The sequence below is a fragment of the Pseudoalteromonas shioyasakiensis genome, assembly GCF_001550135.1.
Lineage (GTDB): Bacteria > Pseudomonadota > Gammaproteobacteria > Enterobacterales > Alteromonadaceae > Pseudoalteromonas > Pseudoalteromonas shioyasakiensis.
The window spans coordinates 492766-517450 of record NZ_LRUE01000015.1 but is presented as its reverse complement, the minus strand read 5'-3'; the positions used below and the strand labels follow the sequence as shown (position 1 = coordinate 517450).

Below are 24685 nucleotides of genomic sequence, written 5' to 3'. Positions count from 1 at the left end.
TACTATGCTCAAAGTGATAACCACAACACTGCTCTTAGTATGCTTATCTTTATACCCATTTATTGTGTATTTTGGATTACAGCATATCTCATTAAGGCAAGTGAGCTTGGTATTGATGGTATTGTTAGGTTTAAGGCTTTTACTTAGCAAGAAGTTACTGACATCTATGCCATGGATAAAGCCAGCCTCTATTTTGGCTATTATCGCTTTAGCAACGACGCAGTTTTTTAACAGTGATCTGGGCTTAAAGCTTTACCCAGTCATTATAAATACAGTAATGGCCATAACCTTTGCTTATTCGTTGAAAAGTGGCCCAACAGTCATTGAAAGTTTTGCTCGAATTAAAGAGCCTGATCTTGATGAAAAAGGGGTTAATTACACGCGCCAAGTTACTAAAGTATGGTGCGCGTTTTTTATTATTAATGGCAGTATTGCGTTATACACTAGCCTATTTACTTCGTTACAGACATGGACTCTGTATAACGGATTAATAGCCTATATTCTGATAGCTCTCTTAGGCCTTGTGGAATGGCTTGTAAGACAAAAGGTTAAAAGTAATGGTAGCGAGTAACCTGAAATTTCACCCAGACGCTGCATTTGTTGTTACAGGGCAGCCAATAACACAAACACAGTTTTTTGCTGATATTGCGGCTTATCAAAGTAAGCTCACAGCGCTTAAAGCTGGCAGCCATGTGGTGTTATTCCATCCTGATACCTACCAATTTGCAGTGCGCTTATTTGCCTTAGCGTGTAGTGGTTATAATGTTATTTTGCCACCTAATGGTCAGCACGAAACCTTAAGTTTATTGCTAGCACAGTCTGCTTTTTTTGCCGGCGATGCGACCAATATCGATGACGATGTGCTTTTTACTAACCTTGAGCACAGCCTTGGTCACACGCCCTTGCAAACTAACCGTTTACAATGGCCAACAAACACAGCGGTTATATTTTATACGTCAGGCTCATCTGGACAATCTAAACCGATAGTAAAACCGTGGCGGGTATTAAATCGAGAGCTTGCAGTACTTTCAATGTCATTTGACTTACCCAGCCAATTTACGTTTTTAGCAACTGTTTCGCATCAACATATTTACGGCTTATTATTTCGTTTACTTTGGCCGTTGGCGAAAGGCCATATAATTGATAGTGAACAAATTCAGTATCCTGAACATATTGCGCAAAGACTAAAAAATATTCGTTATGCAGCGCTCGTTTCAAGCCCTGCGCAACTTGGCCGTTTATGTGCTGATAATGTGTTAATTCCTGATCGCGACAAAATTAAGTGGTTATTCTCCTCTGGCGGACCACTCAATAATGAGCATGCCGAAACTTTATTTAACCAGTTAGCTCGCCCTGCTACCCAAGTATTTGGTAGTACCGAAACCGGCGGTATTGCTTATCGACAAGTTACACAGGCGGCGGTTGATGTACCATGGCAGCCGTTTAATGGTAATTTTTTATCGCTGAATCATGAAGGGCGCTTGATGCTAGATTCTGCGATTTTAGAGCAATCGAATTTCCCTTTAGATGATAGAGCGCTTATTCATAAAAATGGTCAATTTAAACTGTTGGGCCGTATAGACAGAACGATAAAAATTGAAGAAAAACGTTTGAATCTAGATGAGCTTGAGAGTTATCTGCAAAGTCACGACTGGGTAAAAGAAGTAAAAGTGGTGGTTATTCCAGCTAAGCGCGTGCAAATTGGTGCGGTGGTTGTACTCAGTGATGAGGCAAATAAAGAGCTTGAACAACAGGGTAAATTGGCAATTAACCGCGCTTTACAAGCACACCTCTCAAACCGCTTTGAACGTATTTGCTTACCACGTAAATGGCGCTACATCGATGCACTTCCTTTTAACAGCCAAGCTAAATTAAGTTTAAAAACATTGGAGCAGTATTTTGCCAAGCCTGAATAACGTGACCCCAGAGGTGGCCGTTTTATCACAAACAGAAACTAGCGTGAGTTTAGCGTTAACCATTGCGGCTGATTTAGATTATTTTCGCGGCCACTTTCCTGATGCGCCAATTTTAGCAGGCGTAGTACAGCTGGATTGGGCAGTAAAATATGCTCAGCAATATTTGGGTTTTGGCAAACTAATACAAGATTTAGAAGTGTTAAAGTTTCAGGTAGTAACAACCCCTGATATGACGGTAAACCTAACCCTTGAGCGCAATGCAAAAGGCAAATGTTTGTTTAGCTATCAATCAGAAAAAGGCCAGCATGCGTCTGGTCGAATTGTATTTTGTGATTAAGCCATGAACCAGTTTTGTATTGTTATTCCTAATTACAATCACACCCATGCTATCGCTGCAGTACTCGATGAGCTAAAAGAGCTAAAGCTGCCGATAATCATGGTTGATGATGGCAGTGACGCAGATGCCAAGCAAGTATTTGCAGAGCTTGACGCACAGTACGATTTTTTAACCTTGATAAGCCATGCTGAAAATCAAGGTAAGGGTGGTGCAGTTCAAACTGGCTTGATGGCTGCCTACCAGCAAGGATTTAGCCATGCCATTCAGGTTGATGCCGACGGTCAGCATTCGTTATCCGATATTAGTAAGTTGATTGAACTAAGTAATGCATCACCTAACAAGGTGATCAGTGGTTGTCCTATTTATGATAGCTCCGTGCCAAAGCATCGTTATTTGAGTCGTTATATCACCCATTTTTGGGTTTGGGTAGAAACACTCAGCTTTGATATTGTTGATTCAATGTGTGGTTTTCGGGTTTATCCCTTAGCAGCCGTTGAGCAATTAATGGCTAAGCAAACGCTTGGCAAGCGCATGGACTTTGATATTGAAATTTTAGTCAGGCTTTATTGGCAAGGTGTTAAAGTCACGTTTTTGCCAACCCAGGTCATTTACCCTGAAAGTGGCGTATCTCATTTTCGAGCCTTACACGATAATGTAGGTATTTCTTGGCTGCACACGCGCTTATTCTTTGGCATGTTGCTACGCTCACCTAAGCTACTTTGGCGTAAGGTGGCAGGCTAATGGCTGTAAAGCACTGGTCAAAAATGCAAGAACGTGGCAATCGCTTAGGCATGCAAATATTGCTCGTATGTTATCGCGTATTTGGTCGAAAAGGCTTGTGGTTGGTTTTGTTTCCGGTGGTATTTTATTTGTTTTTAACAGGCAAAACTGCCCGCCAAGCATCACATGCATTCTTAACCCAAGCGCGCAAGGTGAATGGCAATAGTAAAGCAGTTACTTGGCGCGATAGCTTTCGTCATTTTCGCTGCTTCGCTGACAGCGCCTTTGACAAAATAGATGCCTGGCTTGGACGAATTCAGCAACATAATATTCTTTACACCAACGAAGCGCTGTTTAAACAACTTGATGAGCAACAGCAAGGGGCTATTTTTATCGGCTCACACCTTGGTAACTTAGAGGTATGTAGAGCTCTTAGCCAACATCGAAACAGTAAAAAAATCAATGTATTGGTGTTTACGCATCATGCTGTTGAATTTAATAAATTACTGAAAAGTATTAATCCGGATGTTGCGGTAAACCTCATTCAAGTAACCGATCTTGGCCCTGATATGGCAATTATGCTCAAAGAAAAAGTCGAGCAGGGTGAAATTGTGGTGATTGTCGGTGATAGAACCAGTACAACCACCGCAGGAAGAGTTATTGAAGCTGACTTTTTAGGTAAGCCAGCCCCTTTTTCACAAGGGCCATTTATTTTAGCTGCGCTGTTAGATTGCCCGGTTTTTCATCTGTTTTGTTTAAAAGATAAAAAGCCCAATGGCGAAACATTTTACCGCGTGATTTTTGAAAAATACGCCGACAAGCTCGTTTTACCACGTAAAACGAGGCAACAAACATTACAACAAATTGTTAGCGATTATGCGCAAAGGCTCAGTTTTTATGCTGCGGCCTATCCGTATCAATGGTTTAATTTTTATGATTTTTGGCAAAATGACGAGCAAGTGTCTCGTAGTCAAAACAAGGAGAACTAAGGTGTCAGAGCACTCGACTACCGTTTTTGGCCAACAGCGTTTATCAATCGAAGATATTGTTCATATTGCATTAGAGCAAGGTGCTGTTGCGTTAACATCAGACCGTCAATTTGCTAATAAAATAGACAGCGCCGTGGCCTTTTTAGATAAGTTGCTCGAAGACGATGGCGTGATATATGGTGTTACCACAGGTTATGGCGACTCAGTAACCGTAAAAGTGCCACTTGATTTAGTCAATGAGTTACCACTGCATCTTACTCGTTTTCATGGTTGTGGCCTTGGTGATGTGTTTAATCAAGTCCAAGGGCGCGCTATTTTAGCGACTCGTTTGACCTCGCTTTCACAAGGGTATTCTGGTGTTAGCTGGGAGATGTTAAATTTATTACGTGACTTTTTAAATCACAATATCGTACCGGTGATCCCACAAGAAGGGTCAGTGGGAGCCAGTGGTGATTTAACGCCACTTTCGTATGTAGCCGGTGCTATGGTTGGCGAGCGCGATGTGTATTACAAAGGCGAAATAAAAAACAGTCTAGAGGTGATGCAAGAACTTGGCTTACAGCCATTAAAGCTGCGCCCGAAAGAAGGGCTGGCAGTCATGAATGGCACTGCCGTGATGACAGCTTTGGCATGCCTTGCTTATGATAGAGCTGATTATCTAGTTAAATTGACCAGCCGTATAACAGCCCTTGCAAGCCTTGCATTAAAAGGTAACAGTCATCACTTTGATGATATTTTGTTTTCAGTGAAACCACATCCAGGGCAGCAGCAAGTAGCTGCATGGATCCGTGGAGACTTAAACCATGTAGAACACCCCCGTAATGCAGACCGCTTACAAGATAGGTATTCAATTCGCTGTGCTCCACATGTAATTGGTGTGCTGCAAGATAGTTTGCCGTGGTTTAGGCAAATGATTGAAAATGAACTAAATTCGGCAAATGATAATCCAATCATCGATGGTGAAGGTGAACACGTACTGCATGGTGGTCACTTCTATGGCGGTCATATTGCAATGGTAATGGATAGCATGAAAACTGCTGTTGCTAATTTAGCCGACTTAGCAGACAGACAAATCGCATCCTTAGTTGATACGCGCTATAACAATGGTTTGCCTTCTAATTTATCGGCGAGTAATGATGAACGTCGTTACATTAACCATGGTTTTAAAGCGGTCCAAATTGGCGCCAGTGCATACACGGCTGAAGCATTAAAACTGACCATGCCAGCAAGTGTGTTTTCTCGTTCAACCGAGTGTCATAACCAAGATAAAGTGAGCATGGGAACCATCGCTGCACGAGATTGTTTGCGTATCTTACAGCTAACCGAACAAGTGGTTGCAAGTACCTTGCTTGCGAGTATTCAAGGTCTACGTTTACGTATTAATAGCGGTGAGCTTGAATTTGCTAGTTTAACTAGTGATGTACAAAGTATGTATCAAGACATTAGCGAGTTTTTCCCGCTGCTTGATGAAGACCGTCCTCTAGAGGCTGTTCTTCGCTTTACGGTAGACGCTATTCAAACAAAACGTTGGAGTTTATATGCATAGTCGTGGCTCGCTGTTGAGTACTCATGTTGAGATTGAAATTCCTTTTCATGATTGCGATCCAATGAATGTGGTGTGGCATGGTAATTACCCGCGCTATTTAGAAGTCGCGCGCTGTGAATTACTGCGTTTGTTTGATTATGATTATGTGCAAATGCAAGAATCTGGCTATGCATGGCCGATTATTGACATGCATATTAAGTACGTCGGCTCTGCATTGTTTACACAAAAAATCCGCGTTGATGCCTACTTAAAAGAATATGAAACTCGATTACGTATTGATTACGTAATCACTGATTGTGCTACAGGTAAAAAGTTAACCAAAGCAACGACTATCCAAGTTGCGGTTGATATAGAGAAAAAAGAAATGCAGTTTGTTTCGCCGCCTGTGCTACATGAAAAACTTCAAAAGGTGATTTAATGCGATTAAGCGTGTTGTTACTGAGTGTGCTAGTTCTTTTCCCTGTGTTTGCATCAAGCGCGGTGACAGAGCAAGGCACATTTAGCCAAGAGAAGCATTTTAAAGGATTTAGTAAACCTTTTATTTCAACAGGTTCGTTTGAACTTACTGAAGATGGCCTCACTTGGCAGGTTGAATCTCCGGTTAAAAGCACGCTATTAATCAAGCAAGGGCAAGTATATACCCTTAACGATCAAGATGAGCCGCAGCTACAAAAAGGCGCTGAGCCTTACGTTAATTTACTGCAAGCAATTTTAAAGCATAATGAAGTGGCACTTGCTGAGCAATTTACGATGGCAGAGCATGCAGAGTCCGGTTGTCAGACTTTATTGCCTAAAGATGACTTGCTAAAGCAGCTATTTAGTCAGTTCGAATTATGTGTAGCAGCAGAGCAAGTGAGCCGTGTGCGTCTGCAAGAAGCAAATGGTAACTTTACTGTATTACGCTTTGCTTATCCTCATAAAGAGCAAAAACAGTGAAAGCATGGGGCCTAACGCTTGCTTGGCTGAGCCTATTAGTTAGCGCCTTAGTGGTTGTTTTTATTCTAAAACAGCCTACGTTGAATAATGATATTTTGGCTTTGTTACCAAAGTCAGAACCGCGTTTACAGCAAGTCGAAGAACACTTTTTTGCGGCTAATAAACAGCAGTTGAGCTTTTCTTTTCGTGGTGAAAATGCAGTAAAAGCTTATGATAATTTAGAACAGTGGCTGGCGAGTAAACATATTGAGCCTCGTTTTAAGTTACCAGAAATATCCCAGTTGGCAGCATTTTACGGTCAGTACGCAGGGCATTTAGTTTCCGAGGAATATAAGCAAGCGATTGGCGATGCTAATCGCTTTCAACAGTATTACTTTAGCCAATTGAGTAAAGTCGCTGATCCTTTTGTTTCAAGCACTATCAACCAAGACCCTACACTTGCCACAGCGGGGTTCTTATCTGAGGCTATGGCACACATGCAGCAATTTGAGCTGCAAGATGGCCGAATTAACATTAACTATCAAGGTGATGAGTATTTAATGTTATTCGTGCAAAGTGCTGACAATGCCTTTTCAATAAATCAATCAATAGCTTTAAGCAATGGGATAGTTGCCTATATCGCTGAGCTTGAAAGCCGCTATCCCGATACACAAATTCGTTATGCTGGTGCTTTATTTCACACCGCAGCAAATGCGCAGCAAGCCAAATTTGAAATGACCTTGTTTGGTTCGGTGAGCTTGCTGGCGCTTATTGTGATGGTGGTGTGGGTGTTTCGCTCGATAAATGCATTGTGGCTGGCCTCTGTAACCGTGATAAGCGCCGCTATTGGCGGCACCATTGCGCTGATCTGTATTTTTAGTCAAATCCATGTATTAACCATGGTGTTTGCCGTGACGCTGATTGGTATTGCCATTGATTATGCATTTCATGGCATGCTTGATTTAACTGAGCAGCCACAAGGTTTTAGCCAAGGGCTCAAACTGGCACTGTTGTTGTCGTTACTAACCACCACACTCGGTTACGCGAGTTTGTTTTTCTCACCGGTGCAGTTACTCAGTCAAGTGGGCGTGTTTGTTGTTGCAGGGCTAGTTACAGCTTGGCTCTGCACACGTATCTTATTGCCTTATTGGCAAACAGGATTAACCATTAACACTGCTGCGCATCAGTTAGCAAACATGTTAAGTGGTTATTTAAAACGCTTAACGCATTACCGCGTCGCACTCAGTATGCTGATGTTAGTGCTATTAAGTGCCTTTGCTTTACTAAAACCCCCTGTGATTAATGATGATGTAAAGCTGTTAAATGCAAGTCCTGCTGACTTAATGCAAAACGAAGCTTTGCATATGTCTTTATTAGGTAAGGATAATGGCCAAATCATGATTTTATTTGCCGATAATGCGCAGCAGTTATTAGTAGAACAAGAAGCATTAAAAGCAACTATTCGCGGCCTTAATGGCACTGCTGTGATGCTTAGTGACTTAGTGCCTAGTAAACAATTACAACAGCAAAACTATGAGCAGTTGCATTCAGCCCAGCAAGCTATGAGTGTAGTTAGCCAAATGACAGGGACGCCTGTTGAGCTTTCAACATCAATGCTTGATTTAAACGGGGCACTTAATTCACCGTTAGCGCCGTTAATCGCTAGCCAAGTGATCTCAAACAATACACTAACCGCAAGCTGGTTTATGGTAACCGGTGTAAATAAATCCGAGCTGATGGATTTAGCCAACGCTGACCCAGATTTAATTGTTTACGATAAAGTCGCGATGATAAGCGAAGGTTTAAGTCATTACTCAAATTCGTTACTGGTGACACTGGCCATTGCGATGACCTTTGCGTTACTACTCTTTAGCGTTAAATTTGGTTTTAAAACGGCGTGTAAACAAACGTTAGTACTTGTACTAACAAGTGCAGCTGTACTGCTACTATGCAGTGCGCTGCAATCTCAGTTATCGATTTTTAATTTGTTAGGCTGTTTATTGATATTAGCGTTGGCAATCGATTACTTGGTGTTTTATCAGGTTAATAATTTAAGCTCGAGCAATGTACTCGCAATTAGTTTGTCAGCGGCATCATCGATGTGGGTATTTGGCATGTTGGCCGTTTCGAAAACACCGGCCATTTTCAGTTTCGGATTAACGGTATTAGTGGGGCTAGTTTGTATCTATATCCTGGCGCCGCTCAGTATTGCATTACCTAAAAATAAGGAAAAATAATAGGTGAATAATCAAGTTCAACAGGCTGATGTTGTTATTATTGGTGCTGGCCCTTCAGGTGCCGTGGCTGCCAGTTTACTGGTGAAAAAAGGTTGGCATGTGGTGGTGTTAGAGCAGCAAACCTTTCCTCGTTTTTCGATTGGTGAAAGTTTATTACCCCAGTGCATGAGCTTTTTAGCAGAAGCAGGCCTTGAGCAAGCGGTGCAAGCACAGGCACAATCACTTGGGTTTCAGTTTAAAAATGGTGCGGCGTTTCAGCGTCGTGGCGACCACACCACAATCGATTTTACCGAGAAATTTAGCGAAGGCCCTGGCACGACTTTTCAGGTAAAACGCGCTGACTTTGATAAATGCTTAGCCGATGGTGCCATGCAGCAAGGGGCTGAAATACGTTACCAACATAGCGTGTTAGCGTTCACCGATTGTGAGGATGGCGCTTTACTTGATGTTACGGATGAAAACCAGCAAGGCTATCAAATTAAAGGGCGTTTTGTACTTGATGCTAGTGGTTTTGGCAGGGTATTACCTCGCTTACTTGATTTAGAGTCAGCATCAAATTTCCCTGTACGTTGGGCTTTTTTCAGCCATTTTAAAGATAATATTAGCGATACCCAGTTTGACCGTGAAAAAATCTTAATTAATGTTCATCCAGAGCATAAAGATATTTGGTATTGGCTGATCCCATTTAGTGATGGTACGGCAAGCATTGGTGTTGTTGGTAAACCAGAGCAGCTTAATGATAAACAACCACTCGCTGGTTTAAATGAATTTATCGAACAAGATAGCTATTTAAGTGAGTTATTAGCCAATCGTGAAGCAATTGGCGAAGCGCGTGCTATCAAAGGCTATTCGGCTAATGTGTCGAGCTTGTATGGTGAACATTTTGCACTACTTGGTAATGCCGGTGAGTTTTTAGATCCGGTATTTTCATCTGGGGTGACGATTGCATTAAAATCAGCCTCATTGGTCGCTCCTTTAGTTGATAGCTACTTACGTGGTGAGCAAGTTGATTTCAAAAACGATTACAGTGAGCCTTTGCAACAAGGAGTTAATTGCTTTAGAACCTACGTCAGTGCTTGGTATGATGGCTCCTTTCAGGACGTGATTTTTTACAGTGAGAAAAACCAACAAGTGCGCGAGATGATCAGTGCTATTCTTGCGGGTTATGCATGGGACTTACAAAACCCATTTGTAAAACAAAGCAACAAACGCTTAAATACGTTGGTTGAATTATGTCGCGACTAACACGCTCTTTGCTCTTATCTTTGAGCATATTAGTGGCAAGTTGTGCCAGTGAATTTGCAGTAAAAACGGGCGTTGATTTAGCGCCAAATGCAGGGATTTATTTGCTTGATCCACCGCCGTCATTAGTTGCCGATAATTGGCAGCAAGTGCTTGAAGTACGCCATGGCGATGAGCAGCATACATTACTAGCGCAACTGAGTTTAAACAGTGAAACGGGTATTAACTTGGCTGTTATGACGGCTCAAGGTATGCCAATTTTTCAGTTAGAAAAAGCGCCACTAGGGCCAATTAAAAGCGAAAAAATGCTTCCTATCAACGCGGTTGATCCTCGCTATATTCTTGCTGATATCATGCTTGTACACTGGCCGGTTACTGTGCTTAACTCGCAGCTTTATGGCTTGAACTTGGTTGAACAAGGCTCAACGCGACGCTTATATCAGGGTGAGCAGTTAATTAGTGAAATTCGCTATTTAGACGGTACAACAGAACTTGTAAACTTTCAGCGAGATTACAAAATTAAATTTCAAAGGGTTAATTGATTATGCCATTTTGGCTTAACGACTTAGGTATTGTTAGTGCATTGGGGGTTGGTCATCAACAAACAATGCAAAGTATCAGCTTGCAACCTAAACAAACACTCACAGAGGTGACGTCGCTTGCATTTGAGCAGCGCCCAACCTTTGTGGGGTTGGTTGATGAACTGCCATTAACAGCATCAATGCGATTTTATCAGCTAATCGATTTAGCGCTGGGGCAAATTGCTGACACATTAGCAAACATAGACATTCCGAGCAGCCGTATTGCGGTGGTGATTGGTACCAGTACTGCTGCAATTCAAGAAGGTGAAAGAGGCCGAATTACCCATTCAGCTAAGGGAAAGTGGCCAGAGGAATTTGATTATTACGACCAAGCGCTCGTCGCACCTGCCAATTATATTGCCAAAAAACTCGCTGCGAAGGGGCCAAGTTACAGCATTTCAACTGCGTGTAGTTCAAGTGCCAAGGCGCTTATTAGTGCGCGCGCCTTACTCAATGCCGATTTAGCCGATGTGGTAATTTGTGGTGGGGTAGATAGCTTGTGCCAACTCACTATTAATGGCTTTGATTCGTTATCGTCTATCAGCGATGAAATTTGTAAGCCGTTTAGTGGCGACAGAGCAGGCATCAATATAGGTGAAGCCGCAGCGTTATTTGTTATGAGTAAAGAGCAGCATACAAAACAAAGTATTGCCTTTTTAGGTGGTGGTGAAAGCTCCGACGCCCACCATATTTCAGCACCGATTGCAGACGGTTCTGGCGCTATTGCTGCTATGACAACGGCGTTGCAAGACGCGAATTTAACGCCTTCAGATATCGACTACATTAATGCCCATGGAACAGCCACACCGCAAAATGATGCCATGGAATCTCTGGCAATCAGTGAGGTATTTGGCAAAGATACTAAGGTCAGTTCTTCTAAACATTTGACCGGCCACACCTTAGGCGCTGCAGGTGCTTTAGAAGCTGGATTATGTTGGCTCTATTTGGCTTACCCAGAATTTAATCAATTAGTATGCAATCAGGTTATAAAAGACGAATCATTGGCTGAAATTGGTTTAATAACACAACCAGAAACGGCAGAAATTAACACTTGTTTATCAAATTCGTTTGCCTTTGGTGGCAATAATGTCAGTGTAGTACTAGGACATCTAAATGAATCACTATAAAATTGAGCAAGTAGTCCCTCATAGCGAACCAATGATATTGCTCAATCGCCTATCCAATTACAGCGAAGAGTCAGGTTGTTGTGAAGTGGATATAAGTTCACACAGCCCGTTTTATGACGAGAGCTTAAATGGCGTTGCCAGTTATATTGGCTGTGAATATATGGCGCAAACTATCGCAGCGTATGCTGGTGCGTTGGCAAAAGACAAAGGAAATGAAGTACAAATCGGTTTTTTAATTGGTACGCGCAAATATAAAACCTATGCACCGGTATTTAAAAACGAGCAAACGCTTAAAGTATCGGTGACAAAATTATATCAAGAAGAATCAGGGTTAAGTGTATTTGAGTGTCAAATACATAGCGATGAAACATGCTTAGCAGAAGCAAAAATTAATGTGTTTCAACCACAAGACCCAATGCAGTTTATAAGAGAAAATCAATGACAAAACGTATTTTAGTCACCGGCTCAAGCCGTGGTATTGGCAAAGCAATCGCACTTAGATTAGCTAACGATGGCTTTGATATTGCTGTTCATTGTCGCAGTGGTGTGGCTGAAGCAGAGCAAACCTGTGAAGAAATCAGTGCGCTTGGTCGTCATGCTAGCTTATTGCAATTTGATGTTTGCGATAGAGAGCTTGCAAAACAACAAATTGAAGCTGATATTGCCGAGCACGGTGCGTATTATGGGGTCATCTGTAATGCAGGTATCACGAATGATATGGCGTTCCCAGCGATGCAAGGTGATGATTGGGATAAAGTGATCCGTACTGGCCTTGACGGTTTTTATAATGTGGTTCATCCAACGGTGATGCCAATGGTGCAAGGTCGTAAAGGTGGCCGTATTGTCACTATGGCGTCAGTGTCAGGGATTGCCGGTAATCGCGGGCAAGTTAACTACAGTGCCGCTAAAGCGGGCATTATTGGTGCGACCAAAGCGCTTTCGCTTGAGCTTGCAAAACGTAAGATCACCGTTAACTGCGTAGCTCCAGGGTTAATCGAAACCGAAATGACAGACGATTTACCGGTTGATGAAATGCTAAAAATGATCCCATTAAAACGTATGGGGTCGGTTAGTGAAGTCGCGGGTACTGTGTCGTTCTTGTGTTCCGATGACGCTGCATATATCACCCGCCAAGTTATTTCTGTGAATGGCGGTATGGTGTAATGAAGCGCGTTGTTGTTACAGGCATGTCTGCCATTACTGCATTAGGTGATACCTGGGGCGAGTTTAAAACCGCTTTGCAAAAAGGTGAAAATGCTGTTCAGTACATGACTGACTGGGATGTGGCGCCAGAATTAAACACTCGACTAGCAGCACCTGTTACTCATTTTACTAAACCAAGCCACTATAAGCGTAAACAAGTTCGCTCAATGGGGCGTGTTGCTATGATGTCGACCCGTACTACAGAGCTTGCTTTAGAAGAAGCCGGGCTATTAGAGCACTCAAGTCTAACCGACGGCTCTACAGGCATTGCTTTTGGCTCATCTACGGGGTCAACGCCACCATTATTGGCTTTTGCAAAAATGATGGAAACCGGCGAAATGACAGGCGTAACGGCCACCAGTTACATCCAGATGATGGCGCATACAGCGCCTGTGAATGTGGGTGTCTTTTTTGGTTTAAAAGGTCGGGTGATCACTACCAGCTCTGCGTGTACATCAGGCTCGCAAGGTATTGGTTATGCTTATGAAGCGATTAAGTATGGTCGCCAAAAAGCCATGGTGGCTGGTGGCGCAGAAGAGTTATGCATCACAGAAGCTGCGGTATTTGACACCTTGTATGCGACCAGCACAAAAAATGATGATGCGAAAAGTACGCCACGACCATTTGATGAAAATCGTGATGGTCTGGTTATTGGTGAAGGTGCAGGCACACTCATTTTAGAAGAGTATGAGCATGCCCTTGCCCGTGGCGCGACCATTTATGCGGAGCTCGTCGGTTTTGGTTGCAACTCAGATGGTCAACATGTGACGCAACCTACCGCAGAAACAATGCAAGTAGCTATTGAAATGGCACTTAATGATGCACAGCTTACTGCCGACCAAATTGGCTATGTGAATGCTCATGGTACGTCAACAGATCGGGGTGACATTGCGGAGTCTCTGGCGACTTTCAATGCCCTTGGTAAGAAACCTATTAGCTCATTAAAGAGTTATTTAGGTCATACCTTAGGAGCATGTGGCGCCATTGAGGCATGGGCAAGTATCAATATGATGAATGATGGTTGGTTTGCACCTACTATCAATTTAACAGATGTCGATCCTGAGTGTGCTGATTTAGATTATATCAAGGGCGATGGCCGTGAAATGCAAACAGATTACATTATGAGTAATAACTTTGCGTTTGGTGGCATCAATACCTCGTTAATTTTTAAAAAGTGGCAAGCATGATCAAGCGCTGCATCATAAGTATTTTATTTATTCTAACTTTTAATGCTTATGCTGCAGAAGACAGTGTAGAAAAGGGCACTGCAAAAATGGAGTTCGGTGCAGGCCTTTTTTATGCTGATATCCCCCATTATTTAGGTTCAGATGAAAGTGAGCAATACCTATTGCCTGTGCCTTATTTTCGTTATCAAAGTGATAAAATGGCCATCGACCGTAATAACTTCACTGGCTTTTTGTGGCAACAAGAAAATCTCCATTTAGATTTATCTGCCAACGTAGGTCTTGCAGTAGACAGTGAGGACAACAAAGCCCGAGAAGGTATGGATGATCTAGATTGGGTGTTTGAATTAGGGCCTTCACTTAATTACTACCTAATAGGTGAACCAAACGCTAAACAGCATTTGTATTTAAGCCTGTTTGCACGCAAAGCCATTGCGACAGATTTCTCAGGTATTGATGATATTGGCTGGCGTTATGGGCCAAGTGTGTATTATCGAGTGCCGATCATCGAAAAGGCGGATTCACAATTTTCATTAGCGTTTCGTGGCAATATCAACTTTGCTAGCGATAAATACCTTGATTACTACTATGGAGTGAGTGACTTACATAGCAATGAAACTCGCCAAGCATACTCAAGTCGTTCAGGTTTTTCTGGTGCTGATGTATCAATTGGGGTACATTTTGACACACCAAAGTATTGGTTAGGTGGTTTTGTTAAATATCATCACCTTGCTAACAGTCAACAAGATGCAAGCCCACTCGTGAAGCAAGATTATAATGTTTCAGTCGGTTTTGGTGTTGCATGGAAATTTTATAGAAGGAATTTTTAAATGAAGTTATTGACCCTTGCCTGTGTTTTAGTAGCTTGTTTGTTTTCAATAAACAGTTTTGCTCGTGATGATATACAAACGCTACCTGTACAAGCACTACTTGAAACTAGCAAAGCGAAACAAGCGCTGTTAGATATTCCGCTGTATTTTGCTGATCAAAGCCATAACAGCATTAAAACCAATTATGGTGAAGTGATCACCAACAAGAAAACTAACGCATTTAATAAAACTGACCGAGAGGCGTGTGAGTGGGTAATGCTGAGTGCTTTAAAAGCATTACAAGAGCGTGCTGTTCGTGAAGGCATGAATGCAGTTGTAAATATTCAGTCGTATTACAAGAAGCGTGAGTTTATTAGCCAAACAGAATATCAATGTGGTGCGGGCACATTTGTTGCCGGCGTGGCATTAAAAGGCACTTTAGTTAAGTTATAACTAACTAAAGTCATTTTTTTTCTGTATAATTTGCGACCCTTGATATGATGGCCGCAGGTTATACAGCATGAATTTTAAATCATTTAGTTTTTCTTCTGAGCTTTTACAGGCATTAGAAGAGCTTAATTTCGAAACGCTTACTCCCGTTCAACGTAGTGCAATTCCTGCGGTAAGAAAAGGCAAAGACGTACTTGTTAGTGCGCAAACAGGCACGGGTAAAACCGCTGCATTTGCTTTACCACTTATCCAAAAATTATCAGAATCAGCGGTTAGTGAAAATAATGCACCAAGTGCATTAGTGCTTGCACCTACCCGCGAGTTAGCTGAGCAAATCGCCAATAATTTTAAAGCGTTTGCAAAATACACCGAACTCAAAACAGTGTGTTTGTTTGGTGGTATTAATCTAGCGGGTCAAGCTAACGATTTGAAAGCAGGTGTCGATATCGTAGTTGCAACGCCAGGGCGCTTACTTGATCATCTTCGTTTAGGTAACATCAGCTTAGCTAATGTTAAGCATTTAGTGCTTGATGAAGCTGACCGTATGCTAGACATGGGCTTTATCAGCGATATGCAAACGGTTATTAATGGCTGTGATGAAGCGCGTCAAATCTTATTGTTCTCTGCCACTTTCCCGGCGGCAATTAAACAATTTGCGAGTAAAGTACTAAAGCAGCCTGAAATTATTCGTGTAGATCAAACCAACAGTACCGCAGAAACAGTGCAACACGTTGTTTATCCAGTTGAAGAGCGCCGTAAGCAAGAGCTTTTATCTGAATTGATAGGTAAGAAAAACTGGCAGCAGGTACTTGTTTTCGTAAACATGAAAGAAACTGCCGATGAGCTTGTAAAAGAGCTTAACCTTGATGGTATTCCTGCTGTTGTTTGTCATGGTGATAAAACCCAAGGTAACCGCCGCCGCGCTTTACGCGAGTTTAAAGAAGGTAAAGTTCGCGTGCTGGTCGCAACTGAAGTAGCTGCTCGTGGTATTGATATTGAAGGGTTGCCACGTGTGATCAACATCGATCTACCTTGGCTTGCAGAAGACTACGTGCATCGTATCGGCCGTACAGGTCGTGCTGGTAAGCCGGGTCAAGCAATTTCGTTTGTCAGCCGTGAAGAAGAAAACACTTTATTCGATATCGAAAAGCTAATCGGACAGCGCATCAAGCGTGTTGTTTTACCAGGTTACGAAGTAAGCAGCCGTGAAGTACTGATTGATAAAATTGGTAAGAAGCCGTCGCACTTACGTCGTAGCCGTACAAATAAGGCTTCGGGTCAGGCAACGGGTGAAGCGCGTGCAAAGAACCGTTCACGAATCGCAAATGTTCGCAAATCTTTGAAAGGCAATAAATTAAGCCTTAAAAAGTAATAGGTTTCGATAACAAACGTATGAAAAGCCCCATTGCTGTTTGGCAATGGGGCTTTTTTGGCTCTTTTATTAGTACAAATGGAGTATTTTGTTAAATTTTATGACACAAAACTGAAAATTAGATTAACAAATGTACCTTACTGAATTACAATCGCTTTGAAATCAGTCAAGTAGCGTTTCTAGCGCGTCAGTGTCTAAATGGATGTTTATGCAGTACTTAAAAAGAATAATAAATAAAATAGTCGCCCCTACTTTTTTACTTAGTGTTGCCTGTATGCCTTTTTCTGCCAATGCATTTGATAAAGCAGAGTTCTCCCTTGCCCATATTAAAGAGTCTATTAGCGTTGATGGTGTGATGGATGAGTCGCATTGGCAATACGCCACAAAAGTACCATTAAAATATCAGAATGAGCCAACCGAAAAAGGCACGCCGCTCGTACAAACCGATGCCTACATGTATGAAGATGGTAAATACTTGTATGTTGGTTTTATTGCAAAAGATAATGACCCTTCTCAAATTCGTGCCGCCCTTCGAGATCGTGATACGCTTTGGCAAGACGACAATGTTGCCTTGATGATTGATACCTTCAATGATGAACGAACCGGCTATGAGTTTTATGTAAACCCACTGGGTGCGCAAGGCGATATGCGCATGACGGATATTGATGATTGGGTGGAAGATCCATCATGGGATGCCATTTGGGATAGTGCAGGGCAAATTACCGACGACGGTTATGTGGTTGAAATGCGTATTCCATTCACTGCACTTCGCTTTCCAAAAGATCAAACAGAGTTGACGTGGAGTTTTGCAGTTTGGCGAAATTATCCGCGTGATGTGTATTATCAAATGTCGAATGTTGGTTTTGACCGAGATGTGAAATGTAGCTTTTGCCAGTTTGATAAACTCACAGGCTTTGCCAACATGACAGAAAGCCAAAACATTCAGCTTACGCCCACTTTAACTGCGCTTCGCCATGATACCAAAGATAAAGTGCCGGGTGATTGGCAAAATGGTGATATTGATACTGAAGCGGGCTTGGACTTACGTTGGGGGGTGACGCAAGATGCGGTTATTAATGCCACCATTAACCCTGATTTTTCGCAGGTCGAGGCAGATTCACTTGAGCTTGATGTAAATACTACTTACTCAATTTATTATGCTGAAAAGCGCCCATTCTTTTTAGATGGGGCGTCTTATTTTGATACCAGCCAACTAGAGCTTTTATACACGCGAATGATTGCTGAACCTGATGTGGGTTTAAAATTAACAGGTAAAACCGGCGCGCACAGCTATGGCTTTATGTACGCTGACGATCAGAATACCAGTGTCTTACTTCCGACAAATCAAGGTTCGGGCTTTGCTAATCTGGCAGATAAAACGCAAGCAGTAGCGGGGCGTTATCAGTTTGATATTGGCCAAAAAGGCACAATTGGTGTGATGAGCACGCACCGTGAAAATGATGATTATCATAATACGGTGTTATCTTTAGATGGTAGTTACTGGTTTAATCAATCAGATAGTTTGCAGTATCAAGTAGCAAGCACAGATACCACTAACTCAGAATTTTTAGTTGATTATTATGGCATTGATAAAAATCAATCAGATCAAGCTTATGCTATTGAATTTACAAGAACTAAGCGTGATTACGAAGTTTATGCTAATTACGAAAATATAGGTAAAGAATACCGCTCAGACTTAGGTTACCAAGCTAAAGTTGATTACGAGCAAGTACAATTAGGTGGTGGGCAAACATGGTATCGCGATGCTGATGATGCAATCACAGAGTACAGCTACAATGTTGAGTGGGATAAAACATGGGCGCAAAATGGCGACCTACTCGAAGAAGAATACGATGGCTTTTTTACCTTTAAAGGTAAGATGCAGTCGCAAACAGAAATTGGCTTTATCCATCGTAATGAGTTTTATGCTGGCGAGTTTTTTAATCAAAACATAGGTTATATCTACGGCGGTTTTAGACCCATTCGTGACATTAGCTTTTTATTGTATGCTCAATATGGCAGTAAAATTGATTACAATAATGCAGCTTTAGGTACTATGGTTCGCATTGAACCTGAGATGACATGGGATATAAACGATCATTGGCAGGTGCAACTAGAGCACAGCTACAGCTACCTAGATAACGAGCAAAATGAGCGTGTTTATACTGCTAACTTAACGGATCTACGCGTTTATTATAAATTTAATATGCGTTCAATGCTGAAACTCGTTTTGCAGTTTGAAGATGTCGATCGAAACAACGAAGCTTATCGATTTGATGTAAGCCAAACTAACCGTGATTATGGCAGTCAGTTAGTGTATTCGTACAAGATTAACTCGCAGACACTGTTTTATTTAGGATATTCTGATAAAGGGTATCAAGATGATTCGTTGAAGAGTCTTGAGCGAGATCAGCGTACCTTATTCACTAAGCTAAGCTATGCATGGCAGCTTTAAAAATTATAAAAAAGGAAAATCATAATGAATATTGCAAAAATATCAGCTGTTGCAGTTGCAGCTACTGTACTTGCGGGTTGTGCAGCGAAACAAGATGTAAGTCGTTTTGAAGCGGAAAAACCAAAAACCGTGTGTATTGCAGAGCATCAAGCGGTAAAAGAAGGTGTTGTAACATCACTACAATCAGGCTTTGCAAAACATAACGTGAAAACGCGTGTGATCCCAGCCAACTATGTTATGAAACATCAAGCGTATCAAACAGACATCTCAACTGCTAACACAGATGGTTGTGATGCTGTTGCGTTTTATGTTGCTAACTGGCGTTGGGATTTAGCCCTTTATATGGCATATGCCAATATTTGGGTCACTAATGTTGACCAAACTGAAACAATTGCTCAGGCAAGCTATCGCACGGGTGGTGGTTTAGATAAGTTTATTGATGCGAACGAAAAAATCATTGAGCTCGTTGATTCGATGTTTCAGCAAGTTGAAGCTAAGAAACAACAAGAAAGTCAGAAAAAGGCAATATAAAGCAGCATGTTGGTCAGCTTATAGCTGACCAACTTCTTCGTTTACTTTACTTCTTACCACGCCTTCAAGGCTTTTTAAGCCCCATTGCTTACCAATCTCAACAGCTTCATCAACTGGCTTTTTCAAGGTTATGGCATTGTATAGCGCTACAAGAGCGCCGACACGGTTGCTGCTCGCACAGTGCAGTAAGGTGGTTTGCTGTTGGTGCTCATTGAGCAAAGCCTGAAGTTTCGTAGCATTTTCAATGGTAATATCAGCTTTAGATTGCACAGGAATATGGTAATAGTTCATACCAAGCTCAGTGACTAACTCTTGCTCAGACCAATTCGTTTCGTTATCACCACGAAGGTTGATAATGTTCTCAACACCAAGTTGTTTTAATTTCGCAAAATCAGTTTGACTTGGCTGCCCAGAAGTTAGCACATGCTCAGACTGCGCCTTAAGATTTAAAATATCCAGTTTTGTAGCAGCTGTTTGTGCTGCTAACGCTGAAAATGACAGCAGCGCAGCACAGGCTAATTGTATAAACTTATTCATGTTACTCCTTGAAAAGTGTTTAGTTTTTGCTGTAGACGGTTTCACCGCGGCTAATGGTTTCTAGCACTTGTAAATTATGTAGCTCTGCAGGCTTTATTTTCAACGGATTGTTATCAAGGATAATTAAATCTGCTTGCATCCCTTGTTTTAATTGCCCTTTTAAGCTTTCTTCAAAGTGTTGATAAGCCGGCCATGTCGTCATTGCTTGTAGTGCAGTATACACAGAAACGCGTTGATCTGGGCCTAATACTTGGTCTGTACGGGTCGTACGGTTAACCGTTGCATCTAATACACGCAGTGCATTGGGCAGAGCTACAGGTGCATCATGATGGGTGCTAAACATTAATCCTTGTTTGCGAACCGCATGGGTGGGTGAAATAAAATCTGCACGGGGGTGACCAAGCACCGAATTTACATGCCAGTCGCCCCAATAAAAGGTATGCATTGGGAAGAGCGATGGAAATATGCCTAATTCTTTAAGACGGTTTACCTGATCTTGACGAATAGTTTGGCCATGAATAAGTACCGGGCGGCGGTCTTTTTTACCAAGCTTGTTATTGGCACTTTCAACAGCATTTAAAAATTGCTCAATAGCGGCATCACCATTTGCATGAGTCATCACTTGCCAGTCATTGGCAAAGGCAGTTTCAATATACTGATAAGCTTGTTCATCATTAAAAGTAGGGTAGCCTGCATAGCCTTGCTCTTGTCCTTCAGGTGCTTTTAAGTATGGGTGAGATAACCAAGCGGTTTTCCCTTGTGGTGAGCCATCAAAGTTAAGTTTTACACCACCAATACGAAAATGATTTGTGTAGTTTTTACTGTTATAGGGTGAGTCCATAAAACTGCTGCTGGTGGCCATATCGGCATAGGCAACCACATCAATCACGAACTTATCGGCTTTGGATGCTCTTACCATCGAATCATAGGCTTCTTGAGTTGCTCGGCCTTCTTGTGCTGTGGTGTAGCCGTATTTTGTGTAGAGTTTTTGCCCTTCTTGCAGCATTAAATCTTGTAAGTCAGGATCAAACGACTGCATGAGCTTAAACAGTAAACCAAAGTGCGCATTTTCTTCGAGCACCCCATTGGGTTCTTGTGAGTTCGCCATACGACGAATTAGCCCGCCGTTAGGGTTTTCTGAGTTTTCGTCGATGCCCGCCATGGCTAAGGCTTTACTGTTTGCGACACTTAAGTGACCCGAGGTATGAATGATAATGACCGGCTTTTCGGTGCTAACGCGGTCTAAGTCCATTTTAGTTGGGTATCTATCAAGCTCAGCATCATCGTAACCAAAGCCTAAAATAGCACCCGTTTTTTCAATAAATGTGGTGTAGTCAGGGTTATTTTGTGCGGCGGTAAGAATATTAACGATTTGCTCAACACTATTGGCATCTCCATCTGGGCTAGGTAATACATTGGCTACCATGGCTTGCAAACCAACACCATAGACATGGCTATGGCCATCAACAAAGCCTGGCATTAAGGTTTTGCCTTGCAAATCAATCAGCTTTGTTTTGCCAAACTTATGCTCAAGGGCTTTAGTTTTATCACCCACAAAGATGATTTTGTCACCTTGGGTAGCAATAGCCTGCGCATACTCGGGTTCATCGCCAGCCATTGTAAGAATATCGCCACCGTAATAAATGGTATCTGCAGCACTCACTTGCAGAGGTAGGGTTTTAACTGTTTGTTCAGGGGGGTTATCGCAAGCCGTTAAGGCAAGTAATGAACAAGCGATTGCGAGGTGATGTTTCATATAAATCTTCCATGAATTTTAACTATGTCTAAGAATATAGTCTGTTTAAAATTTTTGTCTTTAAAAAATAGTATTAAATTTCGTTAAAGTACAAGACAATAGCTGCGCCATCGAGGCTACTACCGTTGTGAATGTTGATACCAATGCCAAAGTTGTCAAACCATGACGTCCACTTTCTACTGTCCCATAATAAGCCGATACCATATTCATAAAAGTGATCGGTCTCAAATGCTACGCGACTATCGCCGCCTAAATCGATACGCTGGCCTTTAATGTAAAAAGCTTGCTCAAAAACCCCGATTTTGAACATGTTAAATTTAGCTTTAATACCATTAAGTGTGCGCCATGTTTCGGGTGTTGCATTGCTTATCCCATCAGGGTGAGAGAGTGCCCATCCATAGTAGTAATTGAAGTTAAGCTTGTACTCGTAATAGCCCCAATGCCTAGGTAAGCGGTAGATCATGGTCGCATTTGGGTTTAACACCAGCGCATTACTGTTGAGGTTGGTGTAAAGATTTTCAGCTAAAGGCTTAAAGTTACGCCTAGACTCGGGAGAGTTATACTCATAGTCATTGTTGTAATGTAAGTAGTGAGTATTAAAGCCAAATTGATATGACCATTTAGAGCCAAGTGCTTTTTCGGCATTAAAACCGAGCATCCCGTTATACACCGTTTCTGAAATATAGTCGTCAGCGACATTCTCATACAGTGAGATAAAATCTGATTGATTTAAATAACTTATTCTGCTGGTTACACTTAGTTGGTGCTGATAAATTGGCTCATCAAGCTGCCAAGTGTAAGGAATACTGTAGAGTTTAAGCTCCTTCCTAAGTGCGATACTGTCTTCATCTTTGTTGGCATGTTGCGGGTCAAACAGTGTTTGTGGATCAAAATCACCAAACCCAAGAGTAATACTGTCACCATCCGTTAAAACTAACGACGTTGCAAATGCGGTTTCGAGTTGCTTTGTTGGATTGGCATATAAATTAAATACACTTAATGCGTGCAATAGAAACCACAGCTTAAATAGCTTTTTCATATAAAATAACAATAAAAATTAATGTCTTAATAATAGTCGTAAAGTTAGCTTTCAACAATCTCAGGTACAAAAAAGCCAAGCTAATGCTTGGCTTTTTACCTCTCTAAGAAGATTAAGGCTGATAGTAAATCGGTGATTCAGGGCCAACTGGGAAGCCCAGAACAAATACCCATAAGTAGAATAATGCAACCCAACCAACAAAGAAGATCATGCTGTATGGAAGCATGGTCGCAACCAATGTACCAATACCCATGTCTTTCTTATACTTAGTCGCAACAGCCAGTATCAAGCCAAAGTAACTCATCATTGGGGTGATAAGGTTAGTTACCGAGTCACCAATTCGGTACGCCGCTTGAATAGTCTCTGGCGCATAGCCGATGAGCATTAACATTGGCACGAAGATAGGTGCCGTTACAGCCCATTGTGCAGATGAAGAGCCCAAGCTTAAGTTTACTAAAGCACACATTAAAATGAAGAGCACAAATACTTCTGGGCCAGTAAGGTTTAATGCTTGTAACAGAGCGGCGCCGTTAATAGCTAAAATTGTGCCTAGGTTGGTCCATTTAAAGAAAGCAACGAACTGTGCTGCAAAGAAAACCAGCACAATATACATCCCCATCGAGCTCATGCTTTTACTCATGGCATCGATGACATCTTTATCGTTTTTCATCGTGCCAACAACGCGGCCGTAAACAAAACCCGGAATACCGAAAGTCACAAAGATAAAGACCACAATGCCTTTTAAAAATGGCGAGTGTGCAACAAGGCCTGTTTCTGGGTTACGCAAAATGCCGTCTTCAGGAACAATTGTCCAAGCAAGTAATAATGAAACCACTAACAGAGAAATACCTGCCCACTTAAGACCTGACTTTTCTTTATCAGTTAGCCCTGCAATGTCGTTCTTTGGCAAATCATTGCTTGCTTCATCTGGGTTGTACTTGCCAAGACGAGGCTCAACGATTTTCTCTGTAACTAACGTACCTAGAGTAGCGATTAGAAATACTGAAATCATCATGAAATACCAGTTTGCTTCAGCGCCAACTTGGTAATTTGGATCAATCATTTGTGCTGCAGGTGTGGTGATACCAGCAAGTAGCGGGTCAATGGTGCCGAGCAATAAGTTTGCACTGTAACCACCTGAAACACCAGCAAATGCCGCAGCAAGACCGGCAAGAGGGTGACGACCAAGGCTGTGGAATATCATGGCTGCTAATGGAATTAGTACGACGTAGCCAAGTTCTGATGCCGTATTTGATAAAATCGCAGCAAACACCACCATAAAAGTAACTAAACGCTTAGATGCGCCCATTACCATGCCGCGCATAGCAGCAGAGAGTAAACCAGAGTGCTCTGCAACACTCACACCTAATAAAGCAACCAGTACCGTACCAAGTGGTGCAAAGCTGGTGAAGTTCGTAACAAGGCCTGTAACGATGCGCTGCAGGCCTTCGGCACTAAGTAGGCTGACAACTTCAATAACACCATCAGGGTCTCGACCTGCAGCGCCTTCTGGGCGTGGGTCGATAGCACTTAAACCATACCAATCGGCAATGCCGCTAAAAACTATAATGGCAACGCAGAACATTGCAAATAAAGTGATAGGGTGGGGTAGCATATTACCCAAAAATTCAACAGTGGCTAAAAATCGGTTAAACAACCCATTATTGCCACCCTCATGGGTGTTGTGAGAGTTTATAGTTTTTGACATGTCCAGTTCTCATTATTTCAAAATGGCGCTA

At 42.1% G+C, this 24685-nt stretch carries 24 protein-coding genes; 20 read left to right on the top strand and 4 right to left on the bottom strand.

Translation table 11 applies throughout. The features are described from left to right. The first annotated feature begins 4 nt into the window (after positions 1-4). The 20 genes from PASHI_RS11590 to PASHI_RS11495 all read left to right on the top strand — a co-directional run bounded on the left by PASHI_RS11590 (position 5) and on the right by PASHI_RS11495 (position 19614). Positions 5-571, top strand: coding sequence for a COG4648 family protein (locus tag PASHI_RS11590; protein ID WP_062565722.1), 567 nt, complete (start codon positions 5-7; stop codon positions 569-571). Then, complete coding sequence (locus PASHI_RS11585; RefSeq protein ID WP_062565721.1) at positions 558-1916, top strand: AMP-binding protein; 1359 nt, start codon at positions 558-560, stop codon at positions 1914-1916. The genes PASHI_RS11590 and PASHI_RS11585 overlap by 14 nt, the downstream gene beginning before the upstream one ends. Then, positions 1900-2253, top strand: coding sequence for an ApeI family dehydratase (locus PASHI_RS11580; RefSeq protein WP_062565720.1), 354 nt, complete (start codon positions 1900-1902; stop codon positions 2251-2253). Before PASHI_RS11585 ends, PASHI_RS11580 begins: the two co-directional genes overlap by 17 nt. A gap of 3 nt (positions 2254-2256) precedes the next feature. Continuing rightward, a complete protein-coding gene (locus PASHI_RS11575) occupies positions 2257-2994 on the top strand; it encodes a glycosyltransferase family 2 protein (protein ID WP_062565719.1) in 738 nt (245 codons plus the stop codon). Next, positions 2994-3962, top strand: coding sequence for an LpxL/LpxP family acyltransferase (locus tag PASHI_RS11570; RefSeq protein ID WP_054562416.1), 969 nt, complete (start codon positions 2994-2996; stop codon positions 3960-3962). The genes PASHI_RS11575 and PASHI_RS11570 overlap by 1 nt, the downstream gene beginning before the upstream one ends. Position 3963: 1 nt before the next feature. Next, positions 3964-5508, top strand: coding sequence for an HAL/PAL/TAL family ammonia-lyase (locus PASHI_RS11565; RefSeq protein ID WP_208855492.1), 1545 nt, complete (start codon positions 3964-3966; stop codon positions 5506-5508). Then, positions 5501-5926: an acyl-CoA thioesterase gene (locus PASHI_RS11560; RefSeq protein ID WP_054554548.1), complete on the top strand. Its 426-nt coding sequence runs from the start codon at positions 5501-5503 to the stop codon at positions 5924-5926. Before PASHI_RS11565 ends, PASHI_RS11560 begins: the two co-directional genes overlap by 8 nt. Beyond that, entirely contained in the window at positions 5926-6444 is a 519-nt protein-coding gene (locus PASHI_RS11555; RefSeq protein ID WP_062565718.1) for an outer membrane lipoprotein carrier protein LolA, read from the top strand. The genes PASHI_RS11560 and PASHI_RS11555 overlap by 1 nt, the downstream gene beginning before the upstream one ends. Further along, positions 6441-8660 carry an MMPL family transporter gene (locus tag PASHI_RS11550; protein WP_062565717.1) on the top strand — a complete coding sequence of 740 codons (2220 nt, stop codon included), beginning with the start codon at positions 6441-6443 and terminating at the stop codon, positions 8658-8660. Before PASHI_RS11555 ends, PASHI_RS11550 begins: the two co-directional genes overlap by 4 nt. A gap of 3 nt (positions 8661-8663) precedes the next feature. Next, positions 8664-9905: an NAD(P)/FAD-dependent oxidoreductase gene (locus tag PASHI_RS11545; protein ID WP_062565716.1), complete on the top strand. Its 1242-nt coding sequence runs from the start codon at positions 8664-8666 to the stop codon at positions 9903-9905. After that, on the top strand, positions 9893-10444 hold the full coding sequence (locus tag PASHI_RS11540; protein ID WP_062565715.1) for a DUF3261 domain-containing protein: 552 nt from the start codon (positions 9893-9895) through the stop codon (positions 10442-10444). The genes PASHI_RS11545 and PASHI_RS11540 overlap by 13 nt, the downstream gene beginning before the upstream one ends. A 2-nt stretch (positions 10445-10446) precedes the next feature. Continuing rightward, positions 10447-11610 carry a beta-ketoacyl-ACP synthase gene (locus PASHI_RS11535; protein WP_062565714.1) on the top strand — a complete coding sequence of 388 codons (1164 nt, stop codon included), beginning with the start codon at positions 10447-10449 and terminating at the stop codon, positions 11608-11610. Continuing rightward, positions 11597-12052, top strand: a complete 456-nt coding sequence (locus tag PASHI_RS11530) for a hotdog family protein (protein WP_062565713.1) — start codon at positions 11597-11599, stop codon at positions 12050-12052. The genes PASHI_RS11535 and PASHI_RS11530 overlap by 14 nt, the downstream gene beginning before the upstream one ends. Continuing rightward, positions 12049-12774, top strand: a complete 726-nt coding sequence (fabG, locus tag PASHI_RS11525; RefSeq protein WP_054562409.1) for a 3-oxoacyl-ACP reductase FabG — start codon at positions 12049-12051, stop codon at positions 12772-12774. Before PASHI_RS11530 ends, fabG begins: the two co-directional genes overlap by 4 nt. Continuing rightward, the gene (locus PASHI_RS11520) at positions 12774-14000 is read left to right on the top strand and encodes a beta-ketoacyl-ACP synthase (RefSeq protein ID WP_062565712.1); all 1227 of its coding nucleotides are present in this window, start codon (positions 12774-12776) and stop codon (positions 13998-14000) included. The genes fabG and PASHI_RS11520 overlap by 1 nt, the downstream gene beginning before the upstream one ends. Further along, the gene (locus PASHI_RS11515) at positions 13997-14827 is read left to right on the top strand and encodes a MipA/OmpV family protein (protein ID WP_062565711.1); all 831 of its coding nucleotides are present in this window, start codon (positions 13997-13999) and stop codon (positions 14825-14827) included. Before PASHI_RS11520 ends, PASHI_RS11515 begins: the two co-directional genes overlap by 4 nt. Beyond that, the gene (locus PASHI_RS11510) at positions 14828-15259 is read left to right on the top strand and encodes a hypothetical protein (RefSeq protein WP_062565710.1); all 432 of its coding nucleotides are present in this window, start codon (positions 14828-14830) and stop codon (positions 15257-15259) included. A gap of 67 nt (positions 15260-15326) precedes the next feature. Next, positions 15327-16628, top strand: a complete 1302-nt coding sequence (locus tag PASHI_RS11505) for a DEAD/DEAH box helicase (RefSeq protein WP_062565709.1) — start codon at positions 15327-15329, stop codon at positions 16626-16628. 208 nt (positions 16629-16836) lie between these two features. Beyond that, a complete protein-coding gene (locus PASHI_RS11500; RefSeq protein WP_062565708.1) occupies positions 16837-19083 on the top strand; it encodes a carbohydrate binding family 9 domain-containing protein in 2247 nt (748 codons plus the stop codon). A gap of 24 nt (positions 19084-19107) precedes the next feature. Continuing rightward, complete coding sequence (locus PASHI_RS11495; RefSeq protein WP_062565707.1) at positions 19108-19614, top strand: Sbal_3080 family lipoprotein; 507 nt, start codon at positions 19108-19110, stop codon at positions 19612-19614. A gap of 18 nt (positions 19615-19632) precedes the next feature. Here the strand turns inward: PASHI_RS11495 and PASHI_RS11490 are convergent, their stop codons facing one another. From PASHI_RS11490 to PASHI_RS11475, 4 genes are all read right to left on the bottom strand, one after another. Continuing rightward, complete coding sequence (locus PASHI_RS11490; protein ID WP_062565706.1) at positions 19633-20151, bottom strand: protein tyrosine phosphatase family protein; 519 nt, start codon at positions 20149-20151, stop codon at positions 19633-19635. Between the two features lie 19 nt (positions 20152-20170). Then, on the bottom strand, positions 20171-21907 hold the full coding sequence (locus tag PASHI_RS11485) for an amidohydrolase (RefSeq protein WP_062565705.1): 1737 nt from the start codon (positions 21905-21907) through the stop codon (positions 20171-20173). A 73-nt stretch (positions 21908-21980) separates the two neighbouring features. Further along, on the bottom strand, positions 21981-22946 hold the full coding sequence (locus PASHI_RS11480) for a Solitary outer membrane autotransporter beta-barrel domain (RefSeq protein WP_062565704.1): 966 nt from the start codon (positions 22944-22946) through the stop codon (positions 21981-21983). A 112-nt stretch (positions 22947-23058) separates the two neighbouring features. Next, positions 23059-24654: an AbgT family transporter gene (locus tag PASHI_RS11475; protein ID WP_062565703.1), complete on the bottom strand. Its 1596-nt coding sequence runs from the start codon at positions 24652-24654 to the stop codon at positions 23059-23061. Positions 24655-24685 lie beyond the last annotated feature (31 nt).